General features: G+C 39.7%; 13 protein-coding genes. 2 read left to right on the top strand and 11 right to left on the bottom strand.

Annotated elements, in window-relative coordinates:
• Positions 1 to 266: 266 nt before the first annotated feature.
• The 4 genes from DTW91_RS12295 to purB all read right to left on the bottom strand — a co-directional run bounded on the left by DTW91_RS12295 (position 267) and on the right by purB (position 8,226).
• A complete protein-coding gene (locus tag DTW91_RS12295; RefSeq protein WP_125203656.1) occupies positions 267 to 1,448 on the bottom strand; it encodes an acyl-CoA dehydrogenase family protein in 1,182 nt (393 codons plus the stop codon).
• A 101-nt stretch (positions 1,449 to 1,549) separates the two neighbouring features.
• Positions 1,550 to 5,248 carry a phosphoribosylformylglycinamidine synthase gene (locus DTW91_RS12290; protein ID WP_125203655.1) on the bottom strand — a complete coding sequence of 1,233 codons (3,699 nt, stop codon included), beginning with the start codon at positions 5,246 to 5,248 and terminating at the stop codon, positions 1,550 to 1,552.
• Between the two features lie 960 nt (positions 5,249 to 6,208).
• Complete coding sequence (locus DTW91_RS12285; protein ID WP_125203654.1) at positions 6,209 to 6,682, bottom strand: transposase; 474 nt, start codon at positions 6,680 to 6,682, stop codon at positions 6,209 to 6,211.
• 116 nt (positions 6,683 to 6,798) lie between these two features.
• Positions 6,799 to 8,226, bottom strand: coding sequence for an adenylosuccinate lyase (purB, locus tag DTW91_RS12280; RefSeq protein ID WP_125203657.1), 1,428 nt, complete (start codon positions 8,224 to 8,226; stop codon positions 6,799 to 6,801).
• A gap of 156 nt (positions 8,227 to 8,382) precedes the next feature.
• On the opposite strand from purB, the gene apaG reads away from it, so the two are divergent.
• A complete protein-coding gene (gene apaG / locus DTW91_RS12275) occupies positions 8,383 to 8,766 on the top strand; it encodes a Co2+/Mg2+ efflux protein ApaG (RefSeq protein WP_125203653.1) in 384 nt (127 codons plus the stop codon).
• A gap of 6 nt (positions 8,767 to 8,772) precedes the next feature.
• Here the strand turns inward: apaG and DTW91_RS12270 are convergent, their stop codons facing one another.
• The 3 genes from DTW91_RS12270 to DTW91_RS12260 are packed head-to-tail and all read right to left on the bottom strand — an operon-like array spanning position 8,773 to position 11,187.
• Positions 8,773 to 9,327, bottom strand: a complete 555-nt coding sequence (locus tag DTW91_RS12270; RefSeq protein ID WP_125203652.1) for a 3'-5' exonuclease — start codon at positions 9,325 to 9,327, stop codon at positions 8,773 to 8,775.
• Between the two features lie 3 nt (positions 9,328 to 9,330).
• Positions 9,331 to 10,308: a glycosyltransferase family 2 protein gene (locus DTW91_RS12265; RefSeq protein ID WP_125203651.1), complete on the bottom strand. Its 978-nt coding sequence runs from the start codon at positions 10,306 to 10,308 to the stop codon at positions 9,331 to 9,333.
• On the bottom strand, positions 10,309 to 11,187 hold the full coding sequence (locus tag DTW91_RS12260) for a lysophospholipid acyltransferase family protein (RefSeq protein ID WP_125203650.1): 879 nt from the start codon (positions 11,185 to 11,187) through the stop codon (positions 10,309 to 10,311).
• 144 nt (positions 11,188 to 11,331) lie between these two features.
• Here DTW91_RS12260 and DTW91_RS12255 point away from each other — a divergent pair, with 144 nt between their 5' ends.
• Positions 11,332 to 11,823 (top strand): thioredoxin family protein, encoded by a 492-nt coding sequence (locus DTW91_RS12255; protein WP_410493737.1) that lies wholly within the window; start codon positions 11,332 to 11,334, stop codon positions 11,821 to 11,823.
• 68 nt (positions 11,824 to 11,891) lie between these two features.
• On the opposite strand, the gene rplI is transcribed toward DTW91_RS12255, so the two are convergent.
• The 4 genes from rplI to DTW91_RS12235 form a co-directional block, all read right to left on the bottom strand.
• Positions 11,892 to 12,398 carry a 50S ribosomal protein L9 gene (gene rplI, locus DTW91_RS12250; protein ID WP_125203648.1) on the bottom strand — a complete coding sequence of 169 codons (507 nt, stop codon included), beginning with the start codon at positions 12,396 to 12,398 and terminating at the stop codon, positions 11,892 to 11,894.
• 164 nt (positions 12,399 to 12,562) lie between these two features.
• Complete coding sequence (rpsR, locus tag DTW91_RS12245) at positions 12,563 to 12,865, bottom strand: 30S ribosomal protein S18 (RefSeq protein ID WP_027382072.1); 303 nt, start codon at positions 12,863 to 12,865, stop codon at positions 12,563 to 12,565.
• A gap of 28 nt (positions 12,866 to 12,893) precedes the next feature.
• Complete coding sequence (rpsF, locus tag DTW91_RS12240; RefSeq protein ID WP_125203647.1) at positions 12,894 to 13,235, bottom strand: 30S ribosomal protein S6; 342 nt, start codon at positions 13,233 to 13,235, stop codon at positions 12,894 to 12,896.
• Between the two features lie 121 nt (positions 13,236 to 13,356).
• On the bottom strand, positions 13,357 to 13,902 hold a 546-nt coding region (locus DTW91_RS12235), incomplete at its 5' end, for a GEVED domain-containing protein (RefSeq protein ID WP_148096895.1).

Here is a 13,902-nt window from a genome sequence, read left to right as displayed (position 1 = left end):
AATATGTACTTTTGCTCATCGTTATTTGATTTTTGCAACTCAAAATTACGATAAGTTTTTAGAAGCCATTAATTTGGCTTCTTTTTTTATCTGGTTTTTATCGGACAACAGTGTAAAAATATAATAATCGAGGTTCTTGATAAAAATACGTAAAATAAGTGTAAACCTCAGTTTTCATAATAAAACCTTTTCAAATACGGTTATCTTAAACGAAAAAACCACGAAACATTTTCGCGGTTTTTTGTTGAATATCAAGAAAATTTGTTCTATTCAAAAGCATTGATGCCCGTGATGTCCATCCCTGTAATCAAAAGGTGGATGTCGTGCGTACCTTCGTAAGTGATGACCGATTCCAAGTTGGCAGCGTGCCGCATCATCGGAAATTCGCCCATTATGCCCATTCCGCCAAGTATCTGACGAGATTCTCTGGCAATGTCGATCGCCATTTTCACATTGTTTCTTTTGGCCATAGAAATTTGTGCCGGCGATGCTTTTTTAGCATTTTTCAAAGTTCCCAATTGATAGCAAAGCAACTGCGCTTTTGTGATTTCCGTCAAAAATTCGGCTAATTTTTTCTGCTGAAGTTGGAAGCTGGCGATGGGTTTGCCAAACTGTTTTCTTTCTTTGGCATATTGAAGAGCTGTGCAATAGCAATCGATGGCCGCGCCAATCACACCCCAAGAAATCCCGTATCTCGCCGAGTTGAGGCAAGACAGAGGTCCTTTCAAACCCTGGATATTTGGAAGTAGATTGTCTTTCGGAACCTTCACGTTATCGAATACCAACTCGCCGGTTTTCGAGGCTCGCAAGCTCCATTTGTTATGAGTCGTAGGCGTTGTAAATCCTTCCATCCCGCGTTCGAGAATCATTCCTCTTACTTTTCCGTCTTCGCCTTTTGCCCACACTACGGCGATGTCGGCAATCGGAGCGTTGGTAATCCACATTTTGGCGCCATTTAGCAGATAGTGATCGCCTTGGTCTGTGAATTTGGATTCCATAGAAGAAGGGTCGGAGCCGTGGTTGGGCTCGGTCAAACCGAAACAGCCAACGAGTTCTCCTGAAGCCAAGCGCGGCAAATATTTTTTCTTTTGCTCTTCGGATCCGAATTCAAAAATCGGGAACATCACGAGCGAAGATTGAACAGAAGCTGCCGAGCGAACCGCCGAATCGCCCCGTTCCAATTCCTGCATAATGAGTCCGTAGGATATCTGATCCAGTCCCGGTGCGCCGTATTCTTCGGGAATGTAGGCTCCCAATGCGCCGATATTGCCCAATTCTTTCATCAAGCCGGGAATGTCGGTGTGTTTCTGAGCTGCCTCATCTATTTTGGGCATCACAAAACTCTCTACCCAACTTCTCACCGATTCTCGGATGAGCTTGTGTTCATCGGTTAGGAGAGCATCTATAGAATAATAATCGGGAATGCTGCTTAGCGGATAATACGACATTGATTTATTTTTGCTAAAAATAGAAATTTTATTGAATTATAAATATATAAGTATAGAAAGGAAAAAAATATAATTTAAGAAACTGAAATCTGATGTTTATTTTATCGGAAATACTCAACGCCGTTTTTAAATATATTATGATAATTCGCCGTGGGGATGTTTTTCATCAAACCTTCCGCAAAACGTTCCGGATGACCCATTCTCCCAAATATTTTTCCGCACGGGCTGGTAATTCCTTCGATTCCAAACAACGAATTGTTGGGATTGAAAGGCATTCCGTGCGCGATGTTTCCGTCAAAATCTATGTATTGCGTTGCGATCTGTCCATTTTCATATAAGTTACGGATTTCCCCTTCCGATGCCATAAATCGACCTTCACCGTGGGAAATCGGAATCGTAAAAACTTGATCCTTCATTCCTTTGAGCCAAGGAGATTCGTCATTAACGACTTTCACCGTGACCATTTGCGAAATGTGTCTTCTGATGGCATTGTGAGCCAGAGTAGGTGAGTCCTCGTCCAAATCCTTGATTCTTCCGTAAGGCAGCAATCCCGATTTCACTAAAGCTTGAAAACCGTTGCAGATCCCGATGATCATTCCGTCTCTGTCGAGCAATTCGTGAACGGCATTTTTCATTTTTTCATTTTTCAAAACATTAACAATGAATTTGGCGGAACCATCGGGCTCATCACCGGCAGAAAAACCGCCTGAGAAAGCCAAAATCTGAGACGTTTTGATTTCCTCCACCCACGCATCGATGCTTTCGTCCAATAACCGGTGATTGATATTGATCAATGGCAAACTGCTGACGATAGCGCCTTCTTTTGCAAAAGCATTTGCGGTCTCGTACTCGCAGTTGGTTCCAGGGAAAATGGGGACAAAGACTTTGGGCAGAGCGATACCGTGTTTTTTAACGGAGATATTTCTTGGGTTGATTGAGTTTAATTTCTCATCGATTTCCAATCTTATCTTTTCTTTTTCAACGGTTGGAAATAGGTTTTCGAAAGTTATACTGTTTGCTTTAAGTAATTTTTCGATTTCAAAATTTAAGGTATTAATTTTTAAATACTTGCTTTCTGACACTTTACCGATTAGTTGAAATAAATTTAAACTTAATTCTTCCTTGGCTTCGATGATGAAACTTCCAATATTTTTGGACAATAAAATGTTATCATCAGCAACATTTATCTCAGCGCCCAATCGGTTTCCGAAACTCATTTTAGCCAATGCAACGGCCACGCCGCCGTCCTTTACCGTTTTCACAGAAACAATGTTTCCGCCTTCGATATTATCGAAAATGAATGCGTAAACCGCTTTGAGATTTTCATAATTCGGAAGTCCGTTTTCTTGCGGAATATGATTGAAGAGATACAATTTATTTCCTGCATTTTTAAATTCAGGAGAAATGATATTTTTCTTTTCGCCGTTGGCACAAGCGAAAGAAATCAAGGTTGGCGGAACATTCAAGTCCTGATATGTTCCGCTCATAGAATCTTTACCGCCAATGGCTGCCAAACCGAGGTTCATCTGCGCATCGTAAGCTCCCAGTAAAGAGGCCAAAGGCTTGCCCCATTTCTCAGGATTTTGACCCAGCTTTTCGAAATATTCTTGGAAACTCAATCGGATATTTTTGTAATCGCCACCCATTGCCACGATTTTTGCGACACTTTCTACAACGGTATAGGCAGCTCCTAGTAATGAGTTTTGCTTTGAAATTTCGGCATCAAATCCCCAACTTGCCAAAGAAACTGTTTCGACATTTTTTGCTCCTAAAACCGGCAATGTTTGAGCGCTTCCTTCCATCAAAGTCTGCTGATATTTCCCACCCAGCGGCATCGCAACCGTAGTCGCACCAACGGAGGAATCAAACATTTCCAACAAGCCTTTTTGAGAAGCAACATTTTTGTCACTTAATAATTTCAAAAAATTGGCTTCGCTGAACTTTGGTTTTTGGTTTTTTAATTTTTGCAGATGCGTCACTTTGACCTCTTGAGATTTGGAACAGCCGTTGGTATTTAAAAATTCTCTCGAAAGATCAACGATTTTTTCACCTTTCCAGAACATCTGCATTCTTCTGGAATCGGTCACTTTTGCAACTTCCACAGCCACAATATTTTCCGCCTCACAGAACTTGATGAATTTTTCTTTGTCTTTCGGTTCCACCACCACGGCCATTCTTTCCTGAGATTCCGAAATTGCAAGCTCGGTTCCGTTCAGACCTTCGTATTTTAAGGGTAAAACGTCCAAATTGATTTCCAAAGAATCGGCGATTTCACCGATGGCGACAGAAACGCCTCCCGCTCCGAAGTCGTTTGATTTTTTAATCAGCCTCGTCACTTCAGGATTTCTGAATAATCTCTGAATTTTGCGTTCTTCCACGGCATTTCCTTTCTGCACTTCCGAACTCATCGTGTGGATGGAAGTTTCGTCTTGCTCTTTCGAACTTCCACTTGCGCCACCAACGCCGTCCCGACCTGTGGCTCCGCCTAAGATGATGATCGAATCACCCGTTGCTGGAGTGTCTCGTCGCACCCAATCTACAGGAACCGCTCCTGCTACGAATCCGACTTCCATTCTCTTTGCTTTGTAACCTTCGTCATAGATTTCGGAAACCATTGTCGTCGCCAAACCGATTTGGTTTCCGTAAGAAGAATAGCCGTTCGCCGCTTGTTTGGTGATGGTTTTTTGCGGTAATTTTCCCGGTAAAGTTTGATCAATTGGTTCCAAAACATTGGCAGCACCCGTCAATCTCATCGCCTGAAAAACGAAAGAACGGCCGGACAAAGGATCTCTGATAGCGCCGCCTAAACAAGTGGAAGCGCCACCAAAAGGTTCGATTTCCGTCGGGTGATTGTGGGTTTCGTTTTTGAATAATAAGTACCAGGGTTCTTTTTTACCATCAAATTCCGCTTCGATTTGGATGGTGCAAGCGTTGATCTCGTCGGAAACGACGAGGTTTTCCAAATGGCCTGTTTTGTGAAAATATTTTGCACAAACGGTGGCCAAATCCATTAGCGAAATGGGTTTTAATTCGCGACCCAAGAATTTTCTTTTCTCAATATAATCATTGAAAATCGTTTCCAGTGTATGTTTAAATTGCCCATCGAATTGAATATCAGATAGTTCTGTTTCGAAGGTCGTGTGACGGCAATGATCGCTCCAGTAAGTGTCTAAGACTTTCAGTTCCGTTTCGGTGGGATTTCTTTGTTCTGCTATAAAATATTCCTGAATGAATTTCAAATCGTCCAAACCCAAGGCAAATCCGTGATTGTTAAAAAATTCCTCTAACTGAGCATCATCAAAATTAATAAAACCTTCGTGAACAATCACTTTTGATGGTGTTTCTTCCGCAGGAAAATCAACAACAGAGAGATCTTTTTCCCGGGATTCTACTTTGTTGATCAGCAGATCTTTGATTTTACTTAAATCAGAATCTGAAACGCCTTCAAACTCAATCAATTTTCCGCTTCGGACTTTGGATTTTTCATTTCCGGTAAGTAAAGCGATGCATTGCTGCGCAGAATCGGCACGTTGATCGTACTGACCGGGCAAAAATTCCATCGCGAAATAGATGCCTTGCGCAGGATTTTCTTCGTGCAAGATATCAGTCACAGGATCTACAAAAGTGCTGTTGACGACTTTTTCGAATTCGCCATCGTTTAATCCAAAAATATCGTAAATATTATAGACTTTTACACTTTGGATAGACGGAACCGCCGCTTTTACTTCGTCAAAAATGCTTGGGCTTTCTACATCGAAAATTCCTTTTTTTTCTACGAAAATTCTTTTGCTTTGAGACATTAGATGTCGGATTTTATGATTATTTTATTTTTTGTTTAATCCGATTGACGGTTTAATTATTAGTTTGTGAGGCTTTTTACATACTTGATTCCGTAGGAATCATATCTGTGTAGAACTATCAGCTTAATAGGCGCAGTCCGTAGGACTGCTATTTTCTTCTTGATTCCGTAGGAATCATATCTGTGCAAAACCTATTAAATTAATAGGCGCAGTCCGTAGGACTGCTATTTTCTTCTTGATTCTGTCGGGATAATATCTGTGCAGAACCTATTAAATTAAAAGTCGAAGTCCGTGGCACTGCCATTTTCTTCTTGATTCTGTAGGAATCATATCTGTACAGAACCTATTAAATTAAAAGTCGAAGTCCGTGGCACTGCCATTTTCTTCTTGATTCCGTAGGAATCATATCTGTTTTAGAACCTATTAAATTAACAGTCGAAGTCCCTAGGACTGCTATTTTCTTCTTGATTCCGTAGGAATCATATCTGTGTAGAAATCAATTAAATTAATAGGCGCAGTCCGTAGGGCTGCCATTTTCTTCTTGATTCTGTAGGAATCATATCTGTGTAGGACTCTTAAATTAACAGTCGAAGTCCGTGGAAATGCTATTTTCTTCTTGATTCCGTAGGAATCATATCTGTGTAGAAATCAATTACATTAATAGGCGCAGTCCGTAGGACTGCCATTTTCTTCTTGATTCTGTAGGAATCATATCTGTGCAGAACCTATTAAATTAACAGTCGAAGTCCGTGGCACTGCCATTTTCTTCTTGATTCTGTAGGAATCATATCTGTACAGAACCTATTAGATCAACAGTCGAAGCCCGTGGCACTGCCATTTTCTTCTTTATTCCGTAGGAATCATATCTGTGTAGAAACTATTAAACCTTTTAATACATGCAGTCCGTAGGACTGCTATTTCCTGTCATTTCCCAAAAATAAATCTCCTGCAATCATAAAATTAATTTTCATCGTCATAGAATTCAAACAAATATTCATTTTTAAATTCTATTTCGAAAGCCTGAAGCATTTGAAGATACTCTTCTCTAAAACTTTTCTTTGAATGATGTTTTTCCTGATTCAATATATAATTTACAACTTTTTCCTTCTGACTTTTGGCATAAGAAAAAGCACCATAGCCTTCCTGCCAAGAAAATTTACCCAAACATAATTTCTTATCATTAATAAAATTGGTTGATTCAACTTTGGCTGTTTTAATCAATTCCGGAATTGTAATCTGCAAATTTTTATAACTGAAGAAAATATGAAGATGATCAGGATTTGCATAAATAGCTAATACTTTTTGTTTTTTATTGCTGAATATTCCACAAATATATTTTTCAATTTCATCTCTTACTTCTGATTTAATTTTAATATCCCGTCCTTTTGTAGCAAAAACAGCTTGAATATAAATTTGTGTATAAGTGTTAGGCATAAAATTTTATTTTTATCATTCTTACAAAGATAGCATTCCTACGGAATGCCCCTTCACACCAAGCTCCTTTTTACATCCATTTTATTCCCACGGAACAAATTTAATCGCAAACTTAATTATACTTTAAGATCCGATTCCAAACCCATCAAATCTTGGTTTGCGTCCAAAATCGGCTGAACTTCATTGGCGACAAATTCCTCCGTTTGTACAGTAGCAAAGCCAATAAAATTTTGAGGATCAAGAACTTCCATTAATTTCGATTTATCCAATTTCAACGAATGATCGTTCAGAATCCGCTCGATCAGGTCGTTTTCCTTGCCTTCTTCCTTCACTTTTCGGGAAGCTTCCATCGAGTGAAGACGGATGACTTCGTGGATGTCTTGTCGGTCGCCGCCTGCTTTTACCTCTTCCATAATGATGTATTCGGTCACCATAAACGGCAGTTCTTCTTCGATATGTTTGTTGATTCGGTTGGGATAAACCACGATGCCGTCCATAATATTATTCCAAATCAGCAAGATGGCATCCACTGCTAAAAATGCTTGAGGAATCGTCAATCTTTTGTTCGCAGAGTCGTCCAAAGTTCTTTCGAACCACTGTGTAGAAGCGACCATCGCTGAACTTGTTGTCAAAGACATCACAAATTTTGCCAAAGCTCCTATGCGTTCGCTGCGCATCGGATTGCGCTTATAAGCCATTGCCGAGGATCCGATTTGGCTTTTTTCGAATGGTTCCTCAATTTCTTTAAGGTTTTGAAGCAGGCGCAAATCGTTGGTGAATTTGTGCGCCGACTGAGCGATATTTCCTAATAAAGCAACCACTTTTGCATCAATTTTTCTGTCATAAGTCTGTCCGGAAACGCCGAAAACCTTTTCAAATCCGAATCTTTTAGACAATTCTTTGTCCAAGTATTTCACTTTTGAATAATCGCCGTTGAAAAGCTCCAGAAAACTTGCCGCCGTTCCGGTGGTCCCTTTTACACCTCTGAATCTTAGAGTTTCCAGAAAGAAATCAAGTTCTTCGATGTCCAAAACCAAGCTTTGCAACCAAAGTGTGGCCCGCTTTCCAACGGTCGTGAGCTGAGCGGGTTGGAAATGTGTAAATCCCAAAGTTGGGAGATCTTTGTAGCGCATTGCGAAATCCGCCAGATTTTTCATCACATTCACCAATTTTTTCTTGATGATCAAAAGACCGTCGCGAATTTGAATCAAGTCGGTGTTATCGCCCACAAATGCGGAAGTTGCTCCCAGGTGGATGATTCCTTTTGCGGCCGGCGCAGCATCTCCGAAAGTGTGGACGTGGGCCATCACATCGTGCCGAAATTTCTTTTCGTATTCCGCAGCAATTTGATAATCAATGTTTTCCACATTCGCTTTCAAATCCGCAATCTGCGCATCCGAGATTTCCAGACCAAGTTCTTTTTCGATTTCTGCAAGGGCTACCCAGAGTTGTCGCCAGGTGCGGAACTTGTTGTTGGGAGAAAAATTAAAAAGCATTTCTTCACTGGAATAGCGCTCTTCCAATGGGTTTTTGTAGGAATTCATCGAGGCTTTCTTTTTTACTTTGATAGACAAAAATAAGAAAATTAACCGGTTGAATAAAATGAAAATCGAATGTACAGAGCGATTTAACCAAATGATAATTCTTTAATCTTATATTCGGCGAGATATTTGTATAAAAAAAATTAAATGTGCTAAAAAATGGTCTCCAAAAACACTTATGAAATCAAGGTAACAGTCGTTGCCGAGTACGATCATTTCAACAGTTATCCTTCTGAAAACCGCTTCGTATTCCGTTATCATATTGAAATTGAGAACCTTGGAAGCCTTCCGGTGAAACTCCTTTCACGAAAATGGATCATTTATGATCTTGGTTTCGGATTTACAGAAGTGGAGGGCGCGGGCGTCATTGGCCTGACACCGACTATAGAAAGCGGCGAAAAATTTACTTATTTTTCCAATGTGATTTTGAAATCTGGCGTCGGAAATATGGAAGGCTATTATGTTTTTGAGAATTTTGAAAAAGGAATCTTCAACGTTAGCATTCCGAAGTTCAATCTGGTTTCCGGCGTTTTAAGTAACTGATTAATTTTAAAGACATTTAATATTCTTTTTAAAAACCTCTTTGATTTCATCATTTCTCGAGATTAATAATCTTTCAAAACTCAACAGAGCAATCTTGGCGCAAACCTCGGCATCGGCATCCGCTCTGTGATGCCTGAATTGGATTTGATGATGGTTTGCAAGATGCTTCAAGCCGTAACTTTGGAGATCTTTCCAAGCTTTTTTTGCAACGCCAATGCTGCAGAGATAATTAATTTTTGGTTTGAAAAAACCGTAATGATCCAAGCAACCTCGCAAAATACCGGCGTCGAAAGCGGCATTGTGCGCCATCATTAGATTTCCGTACATCAAATTTTCCACTTCGTACCAGATGTCGCCAAAAGTTGGGGCGTTGCACACATCTTCAGGATCAATACCGTGTACAGCAATATTGTGAGAGTTAAAATAGGGGAAAGAAGGCGGTTTGATCAGCCAAGATTTGGTTTCTTTGATGACGCCCTCTTCCACAATGCAAATTCCCAATTCGCAGGCAGAGTTTTTTTCGTGCGTGGCAGTTTCAAAATCTAAGGCAATGAAATTCATTAGTCAATTCGTTTTTCTTCCAAAAAAATGTTTAAATATCAACCATTTGGTCTGATAATACGGATCAATCTGATGTTTTTGCCTTAACTGAATCGATTTTGGAAGTTGCCAATAAAATCCGACGTGAGCTCTCAAAACTGCCCAAAGATGCCTCCAGCCGTTCTTGTAAGCTAAATAAAAAGCAGCGAAACCGTCTAAACTTAATCTAAAAAAAAGAATAAAAAAAACCTTTGAAGCCGGCAAGTTTTTTACCAACATGGTCAAATTATTCCGAAAATTAAGATAAGTTTTTTCCGGATTTTCTTTTTTCAAAGTTCCTCCGCCAACGTGATAAACAGTTGATTTTCCGCTGTAATAGATTTTTCGTCCTTCGTTTTTCAATCGCCAACACAGATCGATTTCTTCGTGATGCGCAAAGAATCTCTCATCAAAACCATTCATTTTCCAAAAATCCTCTGAACGAATGAATAACGAACATCCTGATGCCCAGAAGATTTCGGTTTCATCATCATATTGCCCATTGTCCAATTCTATATTTTCAAAAACACGGCCGCGACAATACGGATAGCCCAAATTATCGATCATTCCGCCACCTGCACCGGCAAATTCAAACTTATTTTTTTGATTGTAATCCAGAATTTTGGGCTGAATTGCTGCGATATCGGGATCATCGCAAAAGAGTTTGATAATGGGAGAAATCCAATTTTCTGTGACTTCGACATCGGAATTTAGTAAGCAATAAATGTCTGCATTTATGGCTTTCAAACCGTGATTATAACCGGCTGCAAAACCAGAATTACTATGGTTCTGCACAACCTGAACTTGAGGAAAATTTGATTTTAAGAACTCAAGCGAATCATCTGTGGAAGCGTTATCGATGACATAAATCTTCGCATTCGGAGAATATTTCACCACAGAAAGAAGGAATTTGGCAAGCCAGTCTTTTCCGTTCCAGTTGAGTATAGCGATAGCAACCGTCATCTACTCGTCGTAATTTTTGATGGCATCTTGATATTTCCATCGCCTGTGAGACCACAGCCAATTGTCGGGTCTTTTATTGATGGTATTTTCCAAGAGGTGATGGAATTTTTTCACCACTTCGTATTCCACAAATTTTTCGCCATCAGGATAGATTCTGTGATAGTTGACTTGGTAAAATCCCCTTTTGACTTTCTTCATTTCACAATAGATAAATGCGAGATCCATCCTGGTCGATAGTTTGTCATAGCCGATAAAGGCAGGCGTTTTCTGATTGAGAAACTTCAGACCATAATTGACGTTGGAAACGTGTGGCGTCTGATCTGCCACAAACATATAGGCCGAGTTGCCATCATTGGGCGTTCGAAAAATATGTTTGATGACATCGCGTGCTTCGATAGACTTATTGTTGAATCTGTTGCGGATCATTTTTATTTTTTGATCCCAAAATTTGCTGCTCATCCTCCTGTAAACGGGATGACAATTTTTTTGAGGGAGAATAGTAGCCAAGGCGTTGAACCATTCCCAGTTGAAAACGTGACCCGACAGCATAATGACATTTTTCCCTTCTGCTTTGGCTTCTGCAAAAACATCTTGGTTCAAGTGCTGCATCCTGACCTTAGATTCGGTTTCAGAGATGGTAAAGGCCTTGAGCATTTCGGCCAGATAATCGCAAAAATTTGAAAAGAACTTTCTGGAAATCAGTCTTATCTCCCGATCAGATTTGTCGGGAAAAGCTTTCCTTAGATTTTGAAAGACCACATCTTTTCGGTAGCCGATGATGTAATAATTAAGAAAAAACAATAGGTCTGAAAAAATATATAAAATTTTCAGGGGTAGGCGAGAAATGAGGAGTAATATGCTGAATAAAAATTGATTCAAGCTATGGTGTTTATCGGCAAATATACTGAAAAATGACGGGATAATTATGTAAATTTGATTCTTGTAAAATCAAATGTTGTGTAAGGAATGAAAAAATCAATCATCAAAATATTTTCGGTGGCAAGTATGTTTGCTTTATCTGAAATGCAGGCGCAAACTACCGCTAATACCTTAAGCAGAGAACAAATTGAAGCTAAAAAGAAAGCATTGGCCGATGAAAAAGCTCAATTACCGAAACCCTATCATCCCGAGACCAATGCCGAAGTGGATATAAAGAATGCCATTAAATCCGCGAAAAAAGAACACAAAAACGTGCTGATACAGGCTGGAGGCAATTGGTGCATCTGGTGTTTGCGGTTCAACAATTTCGTTCAGCAGACCCCGGAACTTAAAAAAATGGTGGATGAAAATTTTGTTTATTACCATTTGAACTGGTCTCCCGAGAACAAAAACGAGGAGATATTTGCCCGTTATGGGAATCCCGGCGATAAGTTTGGGTATCCGGTTTTTATCATTTTAGACGAGACTGGGCATGAGATTCATATCCAAGATAGCGCATTATTGGAAGAGGGTAGCGGCTACAGTCCTGAAAAAGTGAAGGAATTCTTCAATGCGTGGAAGCCGAAGAAATCCTAAAAAAACAAGGCTCAAAAAAAACCATCCTGAATTTTCAAGATGGTTTTTTAAGCTTTCAAAGACTTTAATTAGGCCTCAGCGGATGGCGTCTCTTCTGCTTTATCCTTTGGAGCAGCGGCTTCCACCGGTGCATCCGAAACGACCGTGAAATCTAAATTGTACTCCACAGTTCTGTGAAGCCTGATCAAGGCGGTCGCCGTACCGGTTCTTTTGATCGTATTTCCCGGTATTTTGATATATTTTTTATCAACGCTGACGCCGGCTTTTTCCAAAGCATCGGCAAGATCGGCATTGTTGATAGAACCGAATAAACGGTCTCCAGAGCCTACTTTAGCAGGGATCGTAATCGACAATTTCTTCAATTGCTCTACCACTGCGTTGGCCGCAGCCACCAATTTGGCTTCTTCTTCTTTTCTGGATTCCAAAGTAGCTTCCAGAGCGGCTTTGTTTTTCGGAGTTGCCAATAGTGCAATTCCTTGAGGTAATAAAAAGTTACGAGCGTAGCCCGGTTTTACATTGACCGTGTCGAACTCTAGTCCCAAGTTCTCCACGTCTTGTTTTAGGATAATTTCCATTTGTTGTTGTCCGTTTTAGTTTTAGAGCCAAGAAAAAGAAACAAGAGGAAAGATTTTTAAAATCGTTTATCTTTTTATCTTTTATCTCTTATCTAAATCGTTAGAATTAATTGATTTATTCAGCAACAAAAGAAGCGGGCGAACCTGCTTCCTTTATTTGGGTCTTATTTTAAAAGATCGGCGACGTAAGGCATTAGTGCCAAATGTCTTGCTCTTTTGATCGCGGCAGATACCTTTCTTTGATATTTTAGAGAAGTTCCTGTATATCTTCTTGGGAGGATCTTGCCTTGCTCGTTTACGAATTGTAAAAGGAAGTCAGCATCTTTATAATCTACGTGTTTGATTCCGAATTTTTTGAATCTACAGTATTTTTTTTCAGATTTGGTATTGATATCCAGCGGAGTAAGGAATTTTACTTCAGATTCGCCTCCGGCAGAGGCTTGTTTTGCCATATCATCTATTGCCATTGTTTTAAAATTTTAAAGGGTTAAATAACTAAGCTTTCGCTAATTTTAGTTTGCTTCTTCTTGTGACAGCGTAGTCGATAGCGTGTTTGTCCAGCTTAGTGGTCAAATAGCGGATCACCCGCTCATCGCGTTTGAAAGCAGTTTCGAGCTCTGCCACCACAGTTCCTTCTCCTTGGAATTCGATCAAAGTATAAAATCCATTCTTCTTCAATTGAATAGGATAGGCTAATTTCTTCAGTCCCCAATTTTCTTTGGCAACGATCTCGCAATTGTTTGAAGTCAAAAGATCTTCAAATTTTTTTACTGCTTCCTCCACCTGAGCATCAGATAGAACGGGAGTTAAAATGAAAACAGTTTCGTAATGGTTCATAATGTTTGTAATTAATTAAAAATTCAAGTTGCAAAAGTACAACTTTTTTCCAAATTTTAATTATTTAATAAAAAAAATCCCGCCAAAATAATGACGGGATCTATTTTAGAATTTGAAAGTTTTATTGTTTGATCACTTTGGTAGAAGTTGTAGTACCATCTTCCATCGCCGTATTTACAATATAAACTCCGGAATNGAATCTGCTGAAATCGATTTGAGATTGAGCAGCATTGATTTCTTTTGTTAATATTTGTTTTCCGGTTACATCATATACTTTGACCGATTTGATTTTTCCTTGTGTCTCGATATTAAAAATATCTTTAACAGGATTTGGATAGGCTTTGATGCCGTTTTTAGTCACGTCTGAAACTCCAAGAGCTCCTATGTTCAAGGTATAATCTTCCACCTGTCCGTAGCGAGATGTACCACAGGGAGTTGGGTTAGGTGTTAAAGAAGGATTAGCCGCGTGTAGTCTCACTCTTATCCGTGTTTGTCCGATAGTAGCCGTAGTCGGGATGGTGATAGAACCTGTCCAAGGTGATTCTTGCGTCATGGTCATTAAAACCTGCTCTCCTTCATCATAAAAGTCTTTATCGTTGTTGAAATCTATCCAAACGATGACTTGATCCTCAGAGTATGAATTGCCCGTAAAGGAAGCACTGAACGG

The sequence above is a fragment of the Chryseobacterium sp. SC28 genome, assembly GCF_003932955.1.
In the GTDB taxonomy this organism is placed as follows: domain Bacteria; phylum Bacteroidota; class Bacteroidia; order Flavobacteriales; family Weeksellaceae; genus Epilithonimonas.
Note: the sequence above shows the minus strand (reverse complement) of the source record. Positions and strands in the feature narration are given on the sequence as shown.